Source organism: Chitinophaga sancti, from assembly GCF_034424315.1.
Taxonomy (GTDB): Bacteria; Bacteroidota; Bacteroidia; order Chitinophagales; family Chitinophagaceae; genus Chitinophaga; species Chitinophaga sancti.
The window spans coordinates 7,400,109-7,420,269 of the sequence record NZ_CP139972.1; the positions used below are offsets into that span (position 1 = coordinate 7,400,109).

Annotated in this window: 18 protein-coding genes; all 18 read left to right on the forward strand. The window is 45.4% G+C overall.

The window, feature by feature from the left end:
- The first annotated feature begins 12 nt into the window (after positions 1–12).
- The 18 genes from U0033_RS29185 (at position 13) to U0033_RS29270 (ending at position 20,035) form a co-directional block, all read left to right on the forward strand.
- On the forward strand, positions 13–1,347 hold the full coding sequence (locus U0033_RS29185) for a UDP-glucose dehydrogenase family protein (protein ID WP_072361890.1): 1,335 nt from the start codon (positions 13–15) through the stop codon (positions 1,345–1,347).
- Between the two features lie 81 nt (positions 1,348–1,428).
- Positions 1,429–2,526, forward strand: coding sequence for a GDP-mannose 4,6-dehydratase (gmd, locus tag U0033_RS29190; protein ID WP_072361893.1), 1,098 nt, complete (start codon positions 1,429–1,431; stop codon positions 2,524–2,526).
- Positions 2,527–2,535: 9 nt separating this feature from the next.
- Positions 2,536–3,717, forward strand: a complete 1,182-nt coding sequence (locus U0033_RS29195; protein WP_072361896.1) for an acyltransferase family protein — start codon at positions 2,536–2,538, stop codon at positions 3,715–3,717.
- Between the two features lie 11 nt (positions 3,718–3,728).
- Positions 3,729–4,733: a polysaccharide pyruvyl transferase family protein gene (locus U0033_RS29200; RefSeq protein WP_072361900.1), complete on the forward strand. Its 1,005-nt coding sequence runs from the start codon at positions 3,729–3,731 to the stop codon at positions 4,731–4,733.
- A 2-nt stretch (positions 4,734–4,735) separates the two neighbouring features.
- The gene (locus U0033_RS29205; protein ID WP_072361903.1) at positions 4,736–6,226 is read left to right on the forward strand and encodes an oligosaccharide flippase family protein; all 1,491 of its coding nucleotides are present in this window, start codon (positions 4,736–4,738) and stop codon (positions 6,224–6,226) included.
- 7 nt (positions 6,227–6,233) lie between these two features.
- Positions 6,234–7,472, forward strand: coding sequence for a glycosyltransferase family 4 protein (locus U0033_RS29210; protein WP_072361906.1), 1,239 nt, complete (start codon positions 6,234–6,236; stop codon positions 7,470–7,472).
- Entirely contained in the window at positions 7,469–8,806 is a 1,338-nt protein-coding gene (locus tag U0033_RS29215) for a hypothetical protein (RefSeq protein ID WP_143150736.1), read from the forward strand. The genes U0033_RS29210 and U0033_RS29215 overlap by 4 nt, the downstream gene beginning before the upstream one ends.
- The gene (locus U0033_RS29220) at positions 8,715–9,848 is read left to right on the forward strand and encodes a glycosyltransferase family 4 protein (RefSeq protein ID WP_083571551.1); all 1,134 of its coding nucleotides are present in this window, start codon (positions 8,715–8,717) and stop codon (positions 9,846–9,848) included. Before U0033_RS29215 ends, U0033_RS29220 begins: the two co-directional genes overlap by 92 nt.
- Positions 9,841–11,226, forward strand: coding sequence for a hypothetical protein (locus U0033_RS29225; RefSeq protein ID WP_072361915.1), 1,386 nt, complete (start codon positions 9,841–9,843; stop codon positions 11,224–11,226). The genes U0033_RS29220 and U0033_RS29225 overlap by 8 nt, the downstream gene beginning before the upstream one ends.
- Positions 11,195–12,178 carry an acyltransferase family protein gene (locus U0033_RS29230; RefSeq protein ID WP_072361918.1) on the forward strand — a complete coding sequence of 328 codons (984 nt, stop codon included), beginning with the start codon at positions 11,195–11,197 and terminating at the stop codon, positions 12,176–12,178. The genes U0033_RS29225 and U0033_RS29230 overlap by 32 nt, the downstream gene beginning before the upstream one ends.
- 9 nt (positions 12,179–12,187) lie before the next feature.
- A complete protein-coding gene (locus U0033_RS29235) occupies positions 12,188–13,294 on the forward strand; it encodes a glycosyltransferase (RefSeq protein ID WP_072361921.1) in 1,107 nt (368 codons plus the stop codon).
- Positions 13,278–14,351, forward strand: coding sequence for an acyltransferase family protein (locus U0033_RS29240; protein ID WP_072361924.1), 1,074 nt, complete (start codon positions 13,278–13,280; stop codon positions 14,349–14,351). The genes U0033_RS29235 and U0033_RS29240 overlap by 17 nt, the downstream gene beginning before the upstream one ends.
- Positions 14,351–15,499 carry an XrtY-associated glycosyltransferase XYAG1 gene (locus U0033_RS29245; protein WP_072361939.1) on the forward strand — a complete coding sequence of 383 codons (1,149 nt, stop codon included), beginning with the start codon at positions 14,351–14,353 and terminating at the stop codon, positions 15,497–15,499. The genes U0033_RS29240 and U0033_RS29245 overlap by 1 nt, the downstream gene beginning before the upstream one ends.
- Before the next feature lies 1 nt (position 15,500).
- The gene (locus U0033_RS29250) at positions 15,501–16,409 is read left to right on the forward strand and encodes a glycosyltransferase family 2 protein (protein ID WP_072361942.1); all 909 of its coding nucleotides are present in this window, start codon (positions 15,501–15,503) and stop codon (positions 16,407–16,409) included.
- Positions 16,410–16,414: 5 nt separating this feature from the next.
- Complete coding sequence (locus tag U0033_RS29255) at positions 16,415–16,861, forward strand: VanZ family protein (protein WP_177318609.1); 447 nt, start codon at positions 16,415–16,417, stop codon at positions 16,859–16,861.
- Positions 16,858–17,406 carry a WcaF family extracellular polysaccharide biosynthesis acetyltransferase gene (locus U0033_RS29260; protein ID WP_143150738.1) on the forward strand — a complete coding sequence of 183 codons (549 nt, stop codon included), beginning with the start codon at positions 16,858–16,860 and terminating at the stop codon, positions 17,404–17,406. The genes U0033_RS29255 and U0033_RS29260 overlap by 4 nt, the downstream gene beginning before the upstream one ends.
- Positions 17,407–17,408: 2 nt before the next feature.
- Positions 17,409–18,638 carry a WcaI family glycosyltransferase gene (locus U0033_RS29265; protein ID WP_072361951.1) on the forward strand — a complete coding sequence of 410 codons (1,230 nt, stop codon included), beginning with the start codon at positions 17,409–17,411 and terminating at the stop codon, positions 18,636–18,638.
- An 11-nt stretch (positions 18,639–18,649) separates the two neighbouring features.
- Positions 18,650–20,035 carry an undecaprenyl-phosphate glucose phosphotransferase gene (locus tag U0033_RS29270; protein WP_072361954.1) on the forward strand — a complete coding sequence of 462 codons (1,386 nt, stop codon included), beginning with the start codon at positions 18,650–18,652 and terminating at the stop codon, positions 20,033–20,035.
- Positions 20,036–20,161 lie beyond the last annotated feature (126 nt).

A 20,161-nucleotide genomic window follows, 5' to 3' on the forward strand; every position in this document is an offset into this window, starting at 1 on the left:
TCAAGTAAACTGATGAAAGTAATTGTTATAGGTACCGGCTATGTCGGTTTAGTGACCGGCGCATGCCTGGCAGAGGTTGGAACTGAAGTAGTGTGTGTGGATGTGAATAGAACAAAGATCAGGAACCTGGAGCAGGGTATCCTTCCTATTTATGAACCCGGCCTGGAAGAAATTGTGACCCGCAATGCAGCCAATGGCAGACTGTCTTTCAGCACTAACCTGGCAGCGGTGATTCCCGGTGCAGCGGTTGCTTTTATTGCGGTAGGTACACCTCCGGGTGAAGATGGTAGTGCAGACCTGCAATACGTATTGCAGGTGGCAAAAGAGATCGGGCAGTCTATGACTGACTATCTCGTAGTAGTGACTAAGTCTACAGTACCGGTAGGTACTGCGGTGAAAGTGAACAGGGAAATTAAACAGGCCCTGCAACACCGCGATACACTCCTTGATTATGATGTGGCCTCTAATCCTGAGTTCCTGAAAGAAGGTGCTGCCGTGCAGGATTTTCTGAAACCGGACAGGATTGTGGTGGGTGTGAATAGCGATAGAAGTAAGGAAGTGCTGGAACAATTGTACAGACCTTTTTTGCTGAATGGAAGGCCGATTATTTTCATGGACATCGCATCTGCAGAAATGACAAAGTATGCAGCGAATGCGATGCTGGCAACGAAAATTTCTTTTATTAATGATATAGCCAACCTGTGTGACCTGGTAGGCGCAGATGTGAATATGGTGAGGAAGGGGATTGGCTCTGATGCACGTATTGGTACCAGTTTTATTTACCCGGGAATTGGATATGGGGGGAGTTGTTTCCCGAAAGATGTGAAAGCCCTGGTAAAAACAGGGAAAGAGTATGGGCATACGCTGCGTATTCTGGAAGCGGTGGAAGCGGTGAATAATGACCAGAAGCTGGTACTGTTTGATAAGATCAGGAATCATTATGATGGCGAGCTGGCCGGGGTAACGTTTGGTATCTGGGGCCTGTCGTTTAAACCTGGTACGGACGATATGAGAGAGGCGGCAAGTCTGGTACTGATCAGTGCATTGCTGGAAGCAGGTGCGATAGTGAGGGTGTTTGATCCGGTAGCAATGGAAGAGGCGAAGCATACGCTGGGAGATTCCGTGGTATGGTGTGAGGATATGTATCATGCGGTGGAGGGTGCAGATGCGGTGGCCTTAGTGACGGAGTGGAATGATTTCAGATTGCCGGATTGGAGCAGGATGAAGGGAGTGGTGGTGTTTGATGGAAGGAATATTTACGACTTACCTTATTTGAAGAAGAAGGGGATAGTTGCCTACGGCATCGGCACTACGCAGCCAAATGCAATTGAGGTAATTACAAAATAAGTAAGAAAAACTCCGGGGGAGCCTCCGGCGGTTTTGCGGAAATGCAAATAAAATTTAAACAACTCTAAAAACTCATATAATATGAAAGTGGCCTTAATAACCGGTGTTAACGGACAAGACGGAGCCTACCTGTCAGAACTATTATTAGAAAAAGGATACATGGTTCATGGTATCAAACGCCGTGCTTCCCTGATCAATACCGATAGAATCGACCACCTTTACCAGGACCCTCACGACCCGAACGTGCGTTTCAAACTGCACTATGGCGATATGACAGACAGCACTAACCTGATCCGCATCATCCAGGAAACACAACCTGATGAGATCTACAACCTCGCTGCCATGAGTCATGTAAAAGTAAGCTTTGACACACCTGAATATACTGCCAATGCTGATGGTATCGGTACCCTTCGTATTCTCGAAGCCCTCCGCATCCTGAAGCTGGACAAAAAGACCCGCGTGTACCAGGCCAGCACTTCAGAACTCTATGGTCTGGTGCAGGAAGTACCTCAGCGCGAAACCACACCATTCTATCCACGTAGCCCCTACGCAGTGGCAAAACTGTATGCTTACTGGATCACTGTAAACTATCGTGAAGCTTACGGTATGTTTGCCTGCAATGGCATTCTCTTCAACCACGAAAGTCCGCTGCGTGGTGAAACTTTCGTAACCCGCAAGATCACCCGTGGGGTAGCTGCTATCGCCCTGGGCCTGCAGGATAAAATGTACCTCGGTAACCTGGATGCACGTCGTGACTGGGGCCATGCAAAAGATTATGTGGAAGCCATGTGGCGCATCCTCCAGCAGGATACGGCCGAAGACTACGTGATTGCAACCGGTATTACTACGCCTGTGCGTGATTTCGTAAGAATGGCATTTGATGAACTGGGTATTGAACTGGCTTTCACCGGCAAGGGTGAAAAAGAAGTTGCGGTTGTAACTGCCTGCCGTAATAAGGAATTTGTATTACCAATTGGCAAAGAAGTAGTAGCTGTAGATGCTGCTTACTTCCGTCCTACAGAAGTAGAACTGCTGATAGGCGATCCTACCAAAGCAATGACAAAACTGGACTGGCAGCCAAAATACGATCTGCCTGAACTGGTGAAGGAAATGGTAGCGGCAGATGTTGAGCTGTTCCGCAAAGAATCCGTTGCACAATTTGAACATCTCATTGGTTAATTAAAAAATATGGCGAAGCTATTACCGGTTAAGACCAATCTTTCCTTTCTCGATGGCCTTCGCGGGCTGGCAGCCCTGTACGTTGCTACAGGGCATGCCCGCTGGCTACTGTGGGAAGGAGGTGAGGGGTTCAGGCAGGCGGGCGATGCGTATGGTGTGACCGGCAAAGCATTTGCATTGGGTATGTCTGTGTTCAAGTTTGGACATGAGATGGTCCTGTTTTTCTTTGTGCTTTCTGGTTTTGTGATCCATCTTAAGTATGCGTTACAGTTAGCTAAAGGTCCGGATACACATTTCAGCTTCGGGGCGTACTTTATGAAGCGCCTGAAGCGTATTATGCCACCTTACCTCTTTGCCCTTCTGCTGACGATCGTATGTGATAGCCTCGTGGCGCATTACCAGTTTTCGATTTACACGCATACTACACCTTTAGCACTTGTCAATCAGAATATCACCTTTTACCATTCATGGACATCCCTGGTCGGGAATATCTTTTTCCTCCAGGATGCCTATGTACCGGTATTTGGTTCAAATGGTAGTATATGGTCGCTGAAATATGAATGGTATTTCTACATGTTGTATCCAATACTGCTGCTAACGAACAAAAAGTTTCAAAAGCTGACAATCCTTGGTGTGGCAGCCATTTTCGGGCTCTATGTAGCAGGCTTCCAGACAAGGTTCATTCTTTTTGACCAGGTAGTGGCCTGTTTATTCTCCTGGTGGGTAGGTGCATTTATTGCAGATATCTATACCGGCAGGGTAAAGGTAAACCGCTGGCTCATCTACCCGCTGATAGTGATCGTTCCATTGATCCCGTTCATTCACACTTCTGGTATACCTACACTGGTAAAAGATCAGATCGTGGCCTTTGGCTTCAGCGGACTGTTGCTGTTGCTGCTGGACTACCGGGAGAAGAAAGCGGTTCAGGGCTTTGGCCGCCTGAAATGGCTGGGCGATTGCTCTTACACATTATATCTCATTCATGCACCCATATTGATTTTAGCGAACGGAATACTATTGCGTGTAAACCATAACCAGATGCCAAGAACATTTCTGTTTGTATGGCTGGCGGTTGCCTTTGTGGTGCTGCTCGCTTATGCATTACACTTTATCCTTGAAAAACCGTTTACCTCAACAGCCAAGAGGGTACCATTAAACCATCCGGAGGTCATGCCGGCGATGGTAAAATAAATAGAATCTGTATGAAAATCTTAGTCGAGAACTCCACCTGGAACAATATAGGTGATGGGTTTTACCAGAGCGCACTTTTCGTGTTAATAAGAAAACTCTATCCGGAAGCCAATGTATTAATGGAAGAAGGGCCGATCTTCAGAGCATTTCGCCCGAAGAGTGACTGGCAAAAAAAGAATGCCCTTCATCTGATGGATTATCAATCTGCCGATTTGCATATTTTCTCCGGTCCAATGATCCGCCAGATACTGACGAATTATAAAGACAAGATCAAACAGATCAAAGAAAGAGGCGAACAGTATGCCCTGATCAGTGCATCCAGCGCCGGTATCTCTGATTCTTTGCGTATTGAAACCGGGGAGTTTTTCCAAAAGTACCAGCCTTTGTTCTTATCATCCCGCGACCAGGAAACGTACCTGAAGTTTAAGGATTATGTAAAGAATTCTTACAACGGTATCTGCACCGCCTTCCTGGTGAACAAGATGTTGCCGGTAGATCAGCTGGATAACAATTTCAAGTTCTTCATCAGTAGTTTTTACAGGGAACTGGAACCTTTGTATAAGATAAATGGGGAGGTAGAAATTAAGAACGTAGAACTGGATCGTAAGGAGACCTTTTTTGGACTCAGTCACCGCTTTAGCCGTCACCTGAACCGTTTCCGCCCTGTGCAGGAGAGTGTGAAGGGATATAAGATTGTAAGGGTGAACCAGGAAGTGTCCACGAAGTTTAACCATATCAATTTTGCATTGCCTAATTCGTTTTTGAGTTTTAACCTCCTTTCTTACCTGGCATTGTATAAGTCGGCAGACTTCACTGTATCAGACAGGGTACATTCCTGCGCAGTGAGCCTGGCATTTGGCAAGCCTGCCCGTTTGTTCACCAACAGCCCAAGGGCAGGGATCTTTAACAGACTAGGCTTTGATCACAAGAAGGATAATGGAATCATGTATCCTAATCTTGAGGTCATCGATACAGAAGAGGAGAAATTATCTTCATTCATTAAGTCATCTATTTAGTTTTGAACAAAAAGAATCTTTCAGGATCGCATGTATTTAACAGCATCAGCTGGATGTTGATGCAGACAGGTGCTACTAAGTTGACCTCTATCTTGGGTCAGATCGTACTGGCCTGGTTGCTGGAACCTGCGCAATTTGGTCTCATCAGCCTTGTGTACACTGTAACCAGTATTGGTCTGATCATTCAGCAATTTGGTTTGAACGATGTACTGATCAGGCGACAGAAAGCCTTTAGCAACTGGCTTCCCTTATCTTTTGGCATCTCATGGGTATTCGGATTTGTCTCCTGTATCTTTCTGCTGGTGCTGGGTTATGTGGGAAGCCTGGTCTATAAGGATCACAATATTTTCATTCTTGTAGCATTCTATGCGCTGACTACGCCTATGGATGCACTGAGTGTAATTCCCCTGACCAAATTGCGTATTGAGTTAGATTTTAAAACGCTTTCCGTGATCCGTATCATGGAGACGGTGCTCACCATGGTCATGACAGTGGCACTGGCTTATATGGGATTTGGGGTGTATAGTTTTGTGATACCTCCACTGATTGTATCTGCTGTATCACTGATCGTTAAATACCGGGTAACGCACCTGAAGGTTCATTTCAATCTGCACCTGCGCCGTTGGAAATACCTGACTGTAAGCAGTTCCTGGTCGCTTGTAAATTCTATTGTACAGCGTATCATGGATCAGGCAGATTATATTGTGCTGGGCCTTTGGGTGAGCAAAACGATTGTAGGTATTTATTATATGGCCTTCAGTTTGTCCATCCAGGTAATTGGTTTTGTGGCCAACAATCTGCCCAGTGTATTGTTCCCCAGCCTGGCATCTATCAAAGACAGTCAGCGTGCAAAGGATATGTTTAAAAAGAGTGTGACCTATCTCTCCGTTTTTGGTGCGGCATTTGCTATCTGGCAGGGTGCCACCGCTTACTGGATTGTACGTGTGTTCCTTTCTGACAAGTGGGTGCAGACGACAGCACTGGTAGAAATTCTGTCAATAGGAATGGCCTTCCGCGCAGTTGCATGGTTATGGTCTACGCCATTCAGACTGAAAGGGAAGTTTGCCGATATGGCGAAGCAATCTTTTTATTCGCTCATATTGATGGTGATCCTCATTGTAGCTGCCACGCTGCCCTGGGGTGTGTATGGTACAGCAACAGCAGTATCATTCTACTATGTGGTGATTAGCCCGATCTGGCTGTACAATGGATTTAAGCTGCTGGGAGGTACATGGAAAGAGACCTTGTCGATGTTTGTGATTCCCATTCCTTTGGCTTTGCTCTGCTACGGCAGCTGCTGGTACTTCTTCCGTTTTCTTTATCTGGGAGCTAATCCCATCACGGTCATGGTCCTGATTTCCACAATTGGTTCAGGATTATACCTGGGTGGTATTTACCTGGCTATGCCTGATACATTCGCAGAGATTAAGAGATTACTGTTTGAGAAAATTCCCGTTGCCAACGGAGTTAAACGCTTGCTCACAAGGAACTAAGTTAACTATGAAAAGTATTATTTCTACAGGACAAGGCAGACTACACCTGATACAGTCTGCTATCGCCATTAAGGAGCAGGGGGTAGATGTGGAAGTGATTACAGGTTGGGTACCCGGCAAGCATTTTCCTGATAAATTTATTAATGCAATGGGGAAGCTGGTGGGCCGGAGCAATCTGGCCTACGGCTTGCGCAAGCGCTCTCCTAAAGGGTTTCCGAGAGAGCAGATCCGCACATGCAGCTTCTCTGAATTTTATATCCAGTTCCTGTTTATCCTTACCGGGAAGAAATTTTTAACGAGAGATAAGGCGGCAAGAATGGGCTGGAAAGCGTTTGGTACTGAATCAAGAAAGTACATCCGCAATAGCGAGATCTTTCATGTACGCAGTGGTGCAGGCCGCGCAGGTGCGATAGAAAAAGCCCGTGCACAAGGCATGAAGGTGGTCGTTGACCATAGCATTGCACACCCCGGTGAAATTAAAAGACAACTGGACAAACTATTGAGTGAAAGTAAGGATTCAAAATACATCAACATCTCTGATGGCTTCTGGAACAATGTGTTGAAGGATTGTGAAGAAGCGGATGTAGTGCTGGTGAATTCTGATTACGTGAAAGACACTTTTGTGGCGCATGGCTTCGATGCAGATAAGATTAAAGTGATTCACCTGGGTATCGATGAGAGCTTTCATTCATTGAAAAAATCTTATGAATCAGGTACGCTTCGTTTGGTCTTCACAGGCAATTTCGGGGTACGTAAGGGGGCTCACCTGATTGTGGCAGCGATCGAAGAACTGGTGCAAAAAGATTTTCCTTTTACACTGGATGTGATTGGAAACGTGTCAAACGAATTTTCCATTCCAGACTGGTTCAGGAATCATCCGGGTATCACCCTGCATGGTTCTATGCCACAGGATCAGTTGAAAACATTCCTTGCAAAAAGTGACCTGTATATTTTTCCCACATATGTAGAGGGCGCTGCACAATCTGTGAAAGAAGCAATGGCAGCAGGCCTGCCGGTGATCACTACTGTAAATAGCGGGGCACCGGTTACTCACCTGGAGAATGGTTTTTTAATACCCGATGATAATGCCCCGGCGCTGGCAGCTGCTATTGAGCAACTGGGCGCGGACCTGTTCCTCAGAAAGGAAATGGGGCTCAAAGCTGCAGAAACGATCCGCACAGGGCATACCTGGGAACGATATGCACAGGAAGTAACTGAACTATATAAAAGTATGATCAGCGCATGAATTTATCCAGGAACAAATCGAATATAAAGATCGTATTGTACTCTCTGCTCAGTTCTGTGCAGATGTCATTTGTCGGTACGCTTATTATGAGTGAGGTTTATGCAGGTCTCAACTCCCTGAATTTTGGTCGTATCAAACAATTGTATCGCAACAATCCTGATGTGAAGAAGGTACAACGGGCGATGTTTATATTCCTGGTGATACAGGTTGTGAGTGATGTGATCAACGACAACAGTATGAACAACATGCTGAGAGGTTGGGCGGCGATTGGCGTATCCCTGGTGGTTTTCACGTTTATGTTCAGGATGTTCGACGATACGCCAAAGATCATCCTTGCCTTTATGTGTGCCGAAGTGGTCAGGTTGATTCTCTTTGGCAGTTCGAACCTGGAGGGAGATGCCTCTTCGATGATGGAAGACTATTCACTCTTTAAGTTCAGGATTGCGCCGATTACCAATAATATCATTTTACTGATCACTTTCTACACCTATAATAAGCGAAAGGACATGCTCACGGTGGCCATCATCATGACGTATGGCCTGGCAAATGTGGCACTGGACTTTCGCTCTAACGGGATGTTCTTTCTTTTTTCCGGGTTGATCATTCATTTCCGCAAGGTGCTGATGAATATGACGCTTGCAAGAAAGCTGGGCCTGACCATTTTTGTAGTGATCTTCTTTCAGGTCCTTTATATGTTTTACGTGAATGCGGTGCTATCCGGTGAGTTTGGCGGTAAGCATGCGGGAGATCAGTTATCAGAAGCAAGTAATCCTTATAATCCAATTTCACTGATGGGGCAGGGGCGCGGGGAATTCTTTGTAGCGATCGAAGCCGTGAAAGATGCGCCCTGGTTAGGGCATGGTTCCTGGGCGGTAGATGAAGATAACCATTACCGCAGTCTCATGTTCAAGGACCTGGATAAAGACAAGAGCCGCTTGCTGGCATTGAATAACAGTGGTGTGATACCCAGTCACTCTATCTTATTGGGGGCCTGGGTGTATGGCGGCATTATTGCTGCGGGCTGTATGTTTTACATCTTCTTCCTGACCATGAAGCGGGGATTCTCACTCATGATGGATGAAAGAGCGATGGAAACTCCTTACTACCCGATCCTTGTATTTTTTACGATAGAGTTACTCTGGATCTTCCCATTTTCGCCTTTGCCACATATCCGGAGCACACTGCCACTTACAATCGCATTTATTCTTACCATTTACCATTCATTAAAAAACGACGAATACGATGAAGAAGAAGATCTGCTTCCTGACGACGGGGGATATCACGACGATAGCTACTATGAAGCGCGCCCTGGGAATGGCCAATCCGTTAGCTGATCTGGGATGGGAAGTATCCATCATCGCGATGGATTGTGCTGAGAACAGGGAAAGAGCCGGTATCGAGTGTGGCCCGGAGGTAGCTGTTTATTATTATAAACCAGCTAACATGAATGGTGAGGTAGAACAAAAGATTATGCTGCTGAAAAAGATCCGCCCTGACTATATTTATTTCTGCTCTTTTGGTTTCCGTAACTGGATCCGGAAAGGCGCACTTGGATTCAATCCGCAGATGGTGATCGAACACTCCGAACTGCAATCAGGGATCCCTGATAACAAAGGATTGAAGAAGATCATGGCCCACTTTATTGAATCACTCTCTGTAGTATATGCAGATAAGCTGATTTGTGCCAGCCGTTACCTGGAGACTTTCTATCGTAAGAAATCAAAACAGTTCATGCGTCGCCGTATGTCCGTGCTGTATTCTCCATATGCTTACAGTACAGAAGTGATCGATGCCCCGAAACTGCACCTCGATGAACTGCGTGCAAAATATGCCGGTAGAACAGTGCTCATTTATATGGGAACAATGACCCGGAACTATGGACTGTTCACTATGATAGATGCGATCAAAGCAGCGGTGAAAACAACACCTGCTATCAAATTATTGTTGCTGGGCAGGGGCCGGCATTTGGACGAAGCAAAGGCCTATGTGACTGCGAATGGACTTGATGAATATATTGAGTTTCTGGGTTATGCACCTGAGACCATGCTGAGCTCTTATTTTGAACTTGCCGATGCATTCATTTCTCCATTGAACGATACTGTACAGGATTGGGCACGTTGCCCCAGCAAGATCTACATGTACATTCCATTTCATAAACCGGTATTCACCTGCAATATTGGTGAGCCCAAAGAGATATTTGGTGACGAAGGGTACTACTTCGACAATAATCAGCCAGGTTCCCTGGCTGATTTGATCACGGGACTTGTTCGGCAGCAGCTGGAGCGTGTGCCATTGGACGTTACAGCGCATAGCTGGACAACCCGTTCCCGTGAATTTTCCAACTGGATACTACAAAAAGAACCGATGTATGCATAAAGCTGTTTTACTTTCTAAGGGAGAAGGAAACTTTTATTTCGGTTTCCATGACCTGGTCGCATGGAATAATGCTGGCGATAAACTATTGGCCTTAAGGATCGATGATATGCTCACTCCTCCAAATCCGGATGTACCCTGTGATATCGGGTACCTGGACAAGGAAGGGAAGTATCATAAGATGGGAGAGACGTATGCGTACAATTACCCACAGGGTGCGCGCCAGCAATGGATCGGTAAAACAGACCTCTTCATTGTAAATGATAAGATCAATCATGCATGGCGTTCTAAGATCTATAATACCAGGACCGGGGAATGTACCCCACTGGAATTTCCGACCCATGTGATCACGGATGATGGCTGGGCTTTTGGCCTGGACTATGCAAGATTATTCAGGGTAGGTGGCTATGGCTACACCGGTTTGCCGGATGCATATGCCAGTGAAAATGCACCTTCAGGTTCAGGGATCATAAAGCACAATGTATATACAGATGAAGAAACATTGATCATTTCTGTAGCAGAGGTAGCGAGTTACCAGATGAACGCGAACCTGGGGAATAACCATTACTTCACCCACCTGTTACTGAATCCATCTCAAACAAGAATTGCTTTTTTACATCGCTATAAACTGAAAGATGGTGGTGAGACAACACGTCTCATGACGATCAATACAGATGGATCTGAATTACATTGCCTGGCAACCGGATTTTTAAGTCATTTCGACTGGCAGGATAATAATCACATTGCCATCTGGGGGCGTACAGGAAGTAGTGTGGAGAAGCTGCGTAGCTCATTGTTGTATCGCATGCTGCCAACCGGGTTAGTAGGTAAGGGTAAAAAAATAATTAAAAAGCTATTGTATAAACCTAAAGCTGGTGTAAACAGTAACCCGGGTTTCAACTGGTTATTATTTACAGATGCAGAAGGTGCACCCTATTCATTGCTGGCAAAGGATGTGATTACAGAAGATGGGCATCCGATGTTTTGCCCTGCAAACAGGGATTGGATGATCTGTGATACTTATCCGGACAGTGAAGGCATCCGCACCTTGTTTTTATTTCAATACAGTACACAGCGCCGCGTGGATCTGGGCACTTATAAAATGCTGGATCAGCAGCCTGACCTCGATAAATCTATGCCTTACCTGCAGGGAGTGGACAAGATGGTATTGAAAGCATTTTCGCCTCAGCAGATGGCTTTTACACGCAGTGGTTTGCACTGTGACCTGCATCCAAGATGGAAAGGAGATGGTACGATGGTAGCGTTTGATTCCATCCACGAGGGCAGCAGGCAGATTTACGGATTCGATGTAAGTGATATTATTAAATCAAAAGACACAACCCCTGCTCATGAACGACAGGCAGCACATTACGGGGTTTGATTTTATCAGGCCTATTGCCGCTCTTAGTGTTGTATGGATCCATGGTTGTGCCGGCAGTATCTGGACGAAAAAATTAAACCCATTGAATAGTTATGCGGTACCCGTGTTTATCGCCATTTCAATGTTCCTCTTTGCCTGGCAGATCATCGGAAAGGGGCGCCGGAACTTTAGAGAGATGCTGGTGACCCGCATCCAGCGACTGATGATTCCTTTCTTTTTGTGGACCCTCATTTACCTGGCCATAAGATTGTTCAAAGCAAGGTTTATACACGAGCCTTTTGAAATGAAGTGGATAGAAACTTTCGTGTTCAAAGGCAGCTCTTACCAGTTATGGTATTTGCCGAACCTTTTCTACCTGAGTATCCTGTTCTTTCCATTGTTGAATGTAGCTGTGCGAAACAGGAAGACGGCAAATACGGTGATCTGCAGTATTGTGCTCATTGCTGCTGTTGTGCTGTGGTATACGCCGGCAGATATTAAACAGGCAGACTGGTTTACACGGCATATCCTGTTATACTTCGTGCCTTCGCTGATTTCTGCATCTATAGGGATGCTGTTTTACATCAACTACGAAACGGTGAAAGCGAAGTATGGTTCCAGCTTACAGATCCTGGTACCGGTATGGGCACTGGCGCTGTTCTTTGCCCAGCTGTTTATACCACATGTATTGACCGGTCTTGCTTTTGTAGCGGTGCTGTTTCCATTGCTCTTATTCCAGGTGAATGGTAGCTATCCGGGTATGATGGTGTTGTCCAGGAATTCAATGGGCATCTACCTTGTACACGGTGTGTTCCTGGAAGGCATTAAAACGGGGATGCAGCTGATTCATCACCCGGTACAGGGGCTGGCGCTCACACTGGGATCCATTATTGTGACTTACCTGCTCAGCTTTGGTGTGTCAGAGATCCTATCGAGGAATGACATATTGAGAAAGTACCTGATGGGCAATTAAACTTTTACCATGATCGCCATTTTGCAACCATATATACCTCACTACAGGGAGGAGTTTTTCGACATGCTGCAGGAGCAGTTGCCAATGGACCTGTATTGTTATGAGAAGCAGGCTGAAATTGGCAAAGATCATTTCAAGGTTGGCAATACAAAGGTGATTCCATTACCTGCGATTGTAAAAGGACCTTTTGTTTTTTACAACCCGTTTCCCCTGCTGAACAGGAAATACAATGTGCTGGTGCTGATGCTGAACTTCGGTCACCTGAGCACCTGGCTGATCCTGTTGTTGCGGCCTTTTATTAAACAAAAGATTGTGCTGTGGGGTCATGGCATTTCTGTGAAGCGATATGTGAAGGAAGAAAAGAAACCAGATTTCTTATTGCGCTGGATGATTGCATTATCTGATGGTGTGTGGTTTTATACAAAGAAAGAACTGGATGTGTGGAAAACGTTTATGCCAAAGATGAACGGACATGCATTGAATAATACGATCTCTGGTGTGGAGGCCATTCTTGATCTGAATATACCTGATAAGCAGGCGCTCAGGGAAAGATATGGTATTACTCAGCAAAGAGTGCTGATCTATTGTGCAAGATTCAATGAGCCAGGCAGGAGAGTGGATCTGCTGGTTGAACTGATTGAAACACTGTCACCCGAAGCATTTGCTTTTGTGATTATCGGGGATGGCAGGCTGAAACCGGATTTCTCAGCTTATCCACATGTACGTGATTTTGGGGCGCTCTATGACAGGAAGGTGAAAGATGAGTTGTTCAGCATGGCTGACATTTATTTTCAACCGGGATGGGTGGGCTTGTCGATCGTGGAAGCGATGTCTTATGGCAAACCCATATTCACCTTCAAACGTTCTGCATCCATTTTACAATGTGTGGAATATAGTTATATCAAACATGGGCACAATGGTATGGTCTTCGACAGTATGCGGGATTGTGTGGATACCTTGTCGCTGACTACGGAGAAAGAGATTGGCAGGATGGGAGAGAATGCCCGTGCCTATGTAAAGCTGGAGTTAACCATGGATACAATGGCGGATAATGCGGTGACTGCAATCCGGCATATTTCTTCACCGAAGCAGGTAGTACATGAAGACGCAAAATAAGTTATGGCCACTGGAGGTATGCAGGGGATTGGCAGCTTTGTATGTGGTGATGCATCACTCAAGGGAATTGTTGCCTGCGCCGGTACGGCCTTTGTTATTATTTGGCCAGGAGGCCGTGATCCTGTTCTTCCTGCTGAGTGGTTTTGTGATCCATTATAACTACAGCACGAAGTCTGCATTTGATAGAAAGGATTTTCTCTGGAAACGATTTGTGCGCATCTATCCCATTTTCATCGTGGTGATGATATTGAGTGTGGGGATTGATTATTTGACGGGCAGTGCAGATGCACATACTGACCTGCCCAGTTTCGTGTACAACCTGCTGGGCTTACAGGACTCACAGCTGCAGAAACCGGGAATCGGGTATGCAACTTTTGGTGACAATGATCCGTTGTGGAGCCTTGGTTATGAAGTGTGGTTTTACCTGTTTTATGCTGTCACAGGTACAGCGCGGTTCAACAGGAATTTACTGGCAGTCACTGTCATTGCTGTTTTATCTGCAGTGGTATTTTCCTTTTTTCCAAACAAGGCAAGCCTTACATTATTATACCTGCCTATCTGGTGGTTGGGCGCTGCGCTGGCGGAAGCATCTTTGCGCGATACGAATGTGCCATTTTTTAAAGGTCTGGGTAGTTTATTGATCACGCTGGCAGCGTATGTACTTGCCAGTTACCCACAGATCAGGGCCAGCCATAGTACAATAGGTTTGCATCCGTTCATTGAGATCAGGCATTTTGTGGCGGCTATTGGTTTTGCAGTCGTGTGGATGGCAGCAGCGCGCTTTGTGCCGGCAGAAAAATTCAGGTGGATGGAGCCTTTGTCGTTCCTGGCACCCATCTCTTACGGGATTTATATTGTACATGTGCCCCTGTTAAGATTTGTAAAGCACTATATGGGGCCAGGTGCACTAACATGGATCTGTTTTGCAGGACTCACTTTAGTGATGGCTTACCTGTTAGAGATTCATTTTCAAAAGAGAGTGGCTATGCCTTTATTGATTAAAAAACGTAAGAAAGCAGCGGTCACCCTACCGGTGATCAGCGCAAAAGCATCATAATGAAAATCTTATTTATTGTTCCTTCTTACAAGCCGGCATTTATATATGGCGGACCCATTGTGGTGATAGCCAGGCTGGCTGAGCGGCTGGTACGCCTTGGGCATGAGGTGACTGTATACACTACTACTGCAAATGGTCATGAAGAACTGGCAGAAGCTGTGAAAACACCGGTGCTGGTAGATGGTGTGTCGGTGTACTACTTTCCAAGAATTACCGGCGATCATACTCATGTATCTCCTGCCTTATGGAAGCATACCTGGAAAACGGTTAAGTCATATGATGTAGTTCATATTCATTCATGGTGGAGTTTCCTGGTGCTGGGTGCTTCGCTCATGTGCAGGCTGAGAGGTATTAAGCCGGTGCTTTCTCCACATGGTATGTTCTGCGATTATGTGCTTACGGCAAAGAACCAGGCAAAGAAGAAAGTATTGCACAATGTGATTGGTAAGCGCCTGCTGAAGCATACTTACCTGCATACCTCTTCTCCTATGGAGTGGAACGAATGTTTGCGCATCAACCATAGCTGGAAGGGTGCCAATGTATTCAACCTGGTAGACCTGCCAACAGTAACGTATCCCCGTCAGGAAAACGATGTGTTCACAATTAGTTTTCTCTCCCGTGTGGATCCTAAAAAGGGTTTGGATATTCTGCTCCTTGCATTGTCAAAAGTGCCATTTAAATACAAACTACAGATAGCTGGTTCCGGTGAAGAAGCGTATGTGACTGAGTTGAAAACGATCGTATCTACATTGAAAATAGAAGAACATGTAGAGTGGGTGGGATGGAAGAATTCAGAAACGAAGTTCCCCTTCCTGGCGAATACAGATCTGTTTGCACTCACATCACACAATGAAAATTTTGCTATCGTAGTGATTGAATCATTGTATGTGGGTACGCCGGTACTGATCAGCAATCATGTTGGATTATCCGGTTATGTGGAGCAAAACAGGCTGGGATGGATCACCGGGATCCATGATATAGAGGAAGTGCGGGCAAAGCTGACACTGGCATATAATGACAAGATGGAGCGGAACCGCATTACAGCTACAGCAAGAGATATCATTACCAGGGATTTTAATGAGAACAAGCTGGCAGGAGATTACGTCACATTGTACCAAAGTTCCGGAACAGCGAAAAAGGTTATTTAATATGGATCTGGCAGTCATTATTCTTACATACAACGAAGAGAAACATATTGGCCGTTGCCTGGAAAGCATGCGGCAGGTATCTGATGAGATTTATATCGTAGACGCATTTTCTACGGATGATACGGTGGCGATAGCAGAACATTATGGTGCAAAAGTAGTCCGGCACAAGTGGGTGAATTATGCACAGCAGTTTCAATGGGGCCTGGACAATTGCGGGATCAAAGCGTCCTGGGTGATGCGCATGGATGCTGACGAATACCTGGAGCCTGCATTGATCAGCGAGATCAATGAAAAGGTAAGTGTGCTGCCGGCAGATGTGAGTGGCGTGTACATCCGCAGAAAGGTTTTGTTCAAAGGCAAGTGGATTAAGCATGGGGGTTTCTATCCGCATAACCTCCTGCGCATCTGGAGAAAGGGTGTTGGTAGTATAGAGCAGCGCTGGATGGATGAGCACATCGTATTATCACAGGGAAAGACGGTGCAGTTCAAAGAGCATATAGTGGATTACAACCTGAATGCGATTCACTGGTGGGTGAACAAGCATAATAACTATGCGATCCGTGAAATGGTGGACCTGCTGAATATTAAATACCGCCTGCTGGATGCTGATAAGCGGTTGCTGGAAATGGAAAGTACGCAGGCAAAGCGAAAGAGGTTCCTGAAAGAGCGGGTATATTCTTCTTTATCACCAGGTATGCGGGCTTCTTTTTACTTCCTGTACCGCTATGTGTTGCGCTTTGGTTTTATGGATGGTTATCATGGATTTGTATTTCACTTTATGCAGGGATATTGGTACCGCTTACTGGTGGATATAAACCTGGAAGAGTTTGAGCGGAAGCTGAACGGAGATACGGGGAAGGAAAAAATGCTCGCTGTGTTGAAGGAAGATTACAATATCGTGCTTAACTGATGTGGATGAAGAAGAAGATTTATTTGAGTGCGGGCTATTTTGTGCTCTTATTTTATATCGTGTTTTGGGCCCCGTGGAGAAAGGGCGCGAAGTATTCAGCAGCAGAGCGATTGAGATTACATCCGGTTGTAGACAGTGTAAAAGAGTTGTTTAACAATCATGGGGGAACCTGGTGGGTGCATGCTTTCTATTTCTGCAGCAATCTTTTTGGCAATATCATTTTGTTCCTTCCTTTTCCATTTGTGATGATGTGGATATTCAATATGAGGAGTGTAATGAGAATAGCCCTGCTGGCATGTTTGTTAAGTCTGACCATTGAAATTACACAGTACTATACAGGAACCGGCGTCGCTGATGTTGACGATGTATTGCTCAATACGACAGGAGCTATTGCCGGGTTTTATTTATGCCGCTTTTTTCAAAACCATTCAAAATATTTCATACACCGATGAACACCGATCTATCCAGGTTTAACACAGGTAACTATGCAGCCGGACCCAAGTGGAAAATCGGATTATGGTACCTGGTTAACTATTACGTTTTTAACAGTGCTTTGCCATGGCCCTATGGTATTAAAGTAAAACTGTTGCGCTCATTTGGCGCGAAGGTGGGCAAAGGTCTTGTGATCAAGACCAAAGTTAGGATTAAATATCCGTGGCGCTTATCAATTGGTGATCATTGCTGGATTGGGGAAAGTGTGTGGATTGATAATTTGGAAAATGTATACATCGGTAATCATGTGTGTATATCACAGGGGGCGATGTTGCTGACAGGTAACCACGATTACAATCGCAGCGATTTCCCATACAGGCTGGGGGGCATCAGGATAGAAGATGGCGTGTGGATTGGTGCGCAGTCAGTTGTATGCCCGGGAATAGTGTGTGGCTCCCATGCGGTGCTGACGGTGAAGTCGGTGGCAGCAAAAGATATGGATGCCTGGAGTATTTATGCAGGGAACCCTGCTGTTTCAGTACGTAAAAGAAAGATACTAGCATAGTTATGTCCAAGCGAATATTACTCATAGGCGGGAATTTTTCACCGGAACCTACCGGGATAGGGAAATACAATGGTGAGATGATGAAATGGCTGGCAGAGAATGGATATGACTGTACAGTGATCACCAGTTATCCTTACTATCCGGAGTGGAAGGTGCAGCCCCCTTACGACAAGAAAAAGAACTGGTATACCAGGGAGAAACAGGGTAAGCTAACGGTATACAGATGTCCGCAATACGTGCCGGCAAAGCCTACGGGCAAGACACGCATCATGCTGGATTTTTCATTTGCCGTGTCTGCATTTTTTAGGTTGCTGACATTGCTGCCCCGGAAAAAATATGATGTGGTGATAACGGTAGTACCGCCTTTTCACCTGGGCCTGCTGGCGGTGATCTATAAGAAACTGAGAGGTGCGAAAGTATTTTATCATATACAGGATATGCAGATAGAGGCCGCGAGAGATCTGAAAATGATAGCATCGCCGAAACTGATCAATATACTCTTCAAAATGGAGCGGTACATCTTCAGGCAGGCTGATATGGTAGGCAGTATTTCTGATGGTATGATGAAGAAGATCCAGGAGAAGGCGAAGAAGGATATTTTCTTTTTCCCGAACTGGGTAGATGTGAATAAGTTTCATCCTATTGAAGAACGGTTGTTGCTGAAAACGGAATATGGATTTGCAGCGACAGATAAGATTGTGTTGTATTCCGGTGCGATCGGGGAGAAGCAGGGCCTGGAATCTATACTACAGGCAGCGCAGGCACTGAAAGAAGACAGGCATCTGAAATTTCTGATCTGTGGTTCCGGACCTTATAAAGAGCGCCTGGTAATGCAGGCAGCGGAGATGGGTTTAGAGAATGTGATCTTTTTCCCTTTGCAGCCATTTGAGCGGTTTAATCACTTTTTGAATATGGCAGATGTGCATTTGGTGATCCAGAAAGCAAATGCCAGTGACCTGGTGATGCCAAGCAAGCTCACAACAATTTTGGCAGTGGGGGGGCTGGCGCTGATCACAGCCAACAGTGGAACAAGTTTGCATGACCTGGTGAGTACACATAACATGGGCATTCTGGTAGATGCAGAAAACCAGGCGGCGCTCAATGAAGGGATCCTGCGGTCAGTAAATGAGGATGTAAGGGAAATAGCGGGGAACGGCAGAGCGTATGCAGAGAATTATTTGTCAGTGAGCAGAATTATGGGTCGGTTCGAAGAACATGTAGTAGTAGGATAAAACTTATTTTTATGTTAAACCGTTATTTAAAAATATGCAGCATTCAGATCCTGATCATGGATTTCTTCTGTCTGAATGGATTTTTCTTTTTTGTTTCCTACTGGTTACAGCAAAAAGAGGTACCAGTACACCTGGACAGGGATACTTTTTTACTCGCTTCAAATATTGCGTGGGTTATTGCGTTGTATACTACGGGGATTTATTTCATGAGTCAGCAGATGAGTTATGAAAAGATAGCCCGGAAAACGATTCAGGGCATCCTGCTATACCTGCTATTGATATTGTTGTTTGTATTTCTGAACAAAGAAGCCTATAACCGTATCTTCATCATTACGTATTGTGCGCTGTTCCTCATCATTGTGCTGGCAGACAGGCTTTTCTTTTATATGCTGACGCATTATTTGCTGCAGCGGAAAGAGATAGAGCGTAAAGTGGTTATCGTGGGCTATAACGACCTTTCGAAGCAATTGGTGGATAACCTGCTGGGCAGGAAAAGTAACCTCCGTTTTGAGGGTTATTTTGAGGAATACAGCAATGTGCATGAGCTGTCGTATTACCCCGTGATCGGTAATTTGCAGGAATGTATCAATTATGCACAGTCAAATAACATCAGGGAGATCTATTCCACTTTATCACCGGAGCAGTTTCCTTACCTGTATACCCTGGCGCATGAGGCGGAGAAGCATTTTATCCGTTTCCGTTTTGTGCCTGACTTCAGGATGTTTGTGAACCGGCAGATCTACATTGATTACCTGGATGATATTCCCATCATTTCACTTCGCTCGGAGCCGCTGGATGATATTGCGAACAGGATCAGGAAACGTTTCTTTGACCTGGTATTCAGCCTGGGGGTAACGATCTTTTTACTAAGCTGGCTGATACCTTTGCTGGCATTGCTGGTGAAGCTGGAGAGCAAGGGGCCGGTATTTTTTATACAACACAGAACCGGTCGTAACAATAAGACTTTCGGCTGTCTGAAATTCAGGAGCATGTATGTGAATAATGATGCGAACAATAAGCAGGCAACGCGAAACGACAAGCGGTTTACCAGGCTGGGGAAATTTATGAGGAAGACGAACCTGGATGAGATGCCGCAGTTCCTGAATGTATTGTTAGGGGATATGTCGATAGTAGGGCCAAGACCGCATATGCTGAAGCATACAGAGGAATTTTCTGCTATCATTCAGCGGTATATGATCAGGCATTTCTTAAAACCGGGCATTACGGGCTGGGCGCAGGTGAATGGATACAGAGGAGAGATTACGGACGATTTACACCTTGCAAAGCGTATAGAGCATGATATCTGGTATATGGAAAACTGGTCGGTGTACCTGGATCTGAAGATTATTTTCCTGACGGTATTTAATACTATCAGGGGTGATAAAAATGCATTTTAACTTTTTTTGAATATAGTGAAAGGTAGTTTGGTTGTATAATAATTATAGCGGACATGCTCTAATCTTGAGAAAAACCATCAGATTGGCCATATTTTACTAATATAAGTAATAATGTTAATAGAAAAC

Excerpts from the sequence above, each read along its gene's own strand:
- U0033_RS29185 (WP_072361890.1), top strand. The coding sequence starts at position 13 with ATGAAAGTAATTGTTATAGGTACCGGCTATGTCGGTTTAGTGACCGGC.
- gmd (WP_072361893.1), top strand. The coding sequence starts at position 1,429 with ATGAAAGTGGCCTTAATAACCGGTGTTAACGGACAAGACGGAGCCTAC.
- U0033_RS29195 (WP_072361896.1), top strand. The coding sequence starts at position 2,536 with ATGGCGAAGCTATTACCGGTTAAGACCAATCTTTCCTTTCTCGATGGC.
- U0033_RS29200 (WP_072361900.1), top strand. The coding sequence starts at position 3,729 with ATGAAAATCTTAGTCGAGAACTCCACCTGGAACAATATAGGTGATGGG.
- U0033_RS29210 (WP_072361906.1), top strand. The coding sequence starts at position 6,234 with ATGAAAAGTATTATTTCTACAGGACAAGGCAGACTACACCTGATACAG.
- U0033_RS29215 (WP_143150736.1), top strand. The coding sequence starts at position 7,469 with ATGAATTTATCCAGGAACAAATCGAATATAAAGATCGTATTGTACTCT.
- U0033_RS29220 (WP_083571551.1), top strand. The coding sequence starts at position 8,715 with ATGAAGAAGAAGATCTGCTTCCTGACGACGGGGGATATCACGACGATA.
- U0033_RS29225 (WP_072361915.1), top strand. The coding sequence starts at position 9,841 with ATGCATAAAGCTGTTTTACTTTCTAAGGGAGAAGGAAACTTTTATTTC.
- U0033_RS29230 (WP_072361918.1), top strand. The coding sequence starts at position 11,195 with ATGAACGACAGGCAGCACATTACGGGGTTTGATTTTATCAGGCCTATT.
- U0033_RS29235 (WP_072361921.1), top strand. The coding sequence starts at position 12,188 with ATGATCGCCATTTTGCAACCATATATACCTCACTACAGGGAGGAGTTT.
- U0033_RS29240 (WP_072361924.1), top strand. The coding sequence starts at position 13,278 with ATGAAGACGCAAAATAAGTTATGGCCACTGGAGGTATGCAGGGGATTG.
- U0033_RS29245 (WP_072361939.1), top strand. The coding sequence starts at position 14,351 with ATGAAAATCTTATTTATTGTTCCTTCTTACAAGCCGGCATTTATATAT.
- U0033_RS29250 (WP_072361942.1), top strand. The coding sequence starts at position 15,501 with ATGGATCTGGCAGTCATTATTCTTACATACAACGAAGAGAAACATATT.
- U0033_RS29255 (WP_177318609.1), top strand. The coding sequence starts at position 16,415 with ATGAAGAAGAAGATTTATTTGAGTGCGGGCTATTTTGTGCTCTTATTT.
- U0033_RS29260 (WP_143150738.1), top strand. The coding sequence starts at position 16,858 with ATGAACACCGATCTATCCAGGTTTAACACAGGTAACTATGCAGCCGGA.
- U0033_RS29265 (WP_072361951.1), top strand. The coding sequence starts at position 17,409 with ATGTCCAAGCGAATATTACTCATAGGCGGGAATTTTTCACCGGAACCT.
- U0033_RS29270 (WP_072361954.1), top strand. The coding sequence starts at position 18,650 with ATGTTAAACCGTTATTTAAAAATATGCAGCATTCAGATCCTGATCATG.